The organism is Nguyenibacter vanlangensis (assembly GCF_013376155.1).
In the GTDB taxonomy this organism is placed as follows: domain Bacteria; phylum Pseudomonadota; class Alphaproteobacteria; order Acetobacterales; family Acetobacteraceae; genus Gluconacetobacter; species Gluconacetobacter vanlangensis.
This window is the reverse complement of the sequence record NZ_JABXXP010001117.1, coordinates 1-683: the sequence shown is the minus strand read 5'-3', so window position 1 is coordinate 683 and position 683 is coordinate 1. Positions and strand designations below refer to the sequence as shown.

1 protein-coding gene is annotated in these 683 nt (G+C 69.8%); it reads left to right on the top strand.

What is annotated here, in order from left to right; translation table 11 throughout:
• The coding region (locus HUK84_RS21590) for an OmpH family outer membrane protein (RefSeq protein WP_176641970.1) at positions 1-653 on the top strand (653 nt) is incomplete at its 5' end.
• Between the last annotated feature and the right edge of the window lie 30 nt (positions 654-683).

Below are 683 nucleotides of genomic sequence, written 5' to 3'. Positions count from 1 at the left end.
ACGCGCAGTCCCAGACGCCGCCCGTGCTGCCGATGCCGCCGGTTCCGGCCTCGCCGGACATTCCGCGCGGCGTCACCCCGCCGGTGCCGGTCATCGGGGTGATCAGCGTGCCCGAGGTGATGCGTCTGTCCAGCGCCGCCCAACAGGCCGAGAAAGTCCTGGGAGCCCGCCGCGACGAACTGGCGCGCGACGCGCAGAAAGAGCAGGCCGGCTGGCGCGACGAGCAGCAGAAGCTGCAGGCCGAAGCCAAGAACCTGGCCTCGGACCAGATCCAGCAGCGCGAGCGCCGCCTGCAGCAGCGGGTGATCTCCGCCCAGCGCGATTTCCGCAATCGCAACCGCATCATCCAGGAAGCCGCCCAGGTTTCGCTGAACCAGATCGAGCGCGAACTGGTGCAGATCATCCGCCAGGTCGCGGCCAGCCGGGGAATGAACCTGGTGCTGCATCGCGAGCAGGTGGCGCTGAGCCAGGACGGGCTGGATATCACCAGCCAGGTGGCGGACCAGTTGAACAAGGTGCTGCCCAGCGTGTTCATCCCGGCGGCGAATGTCGATCCGGAACAACTGGCCAAGTCCGGCACCATGCCGACCACCGCCGATGCCGAGCGCGCGCCGGCCGCCGCTGCCGCTCCGGTGGTGGCATCCCACCGGTAAGCGGGCGCCGGCGGCATGGACGGGCAGGAC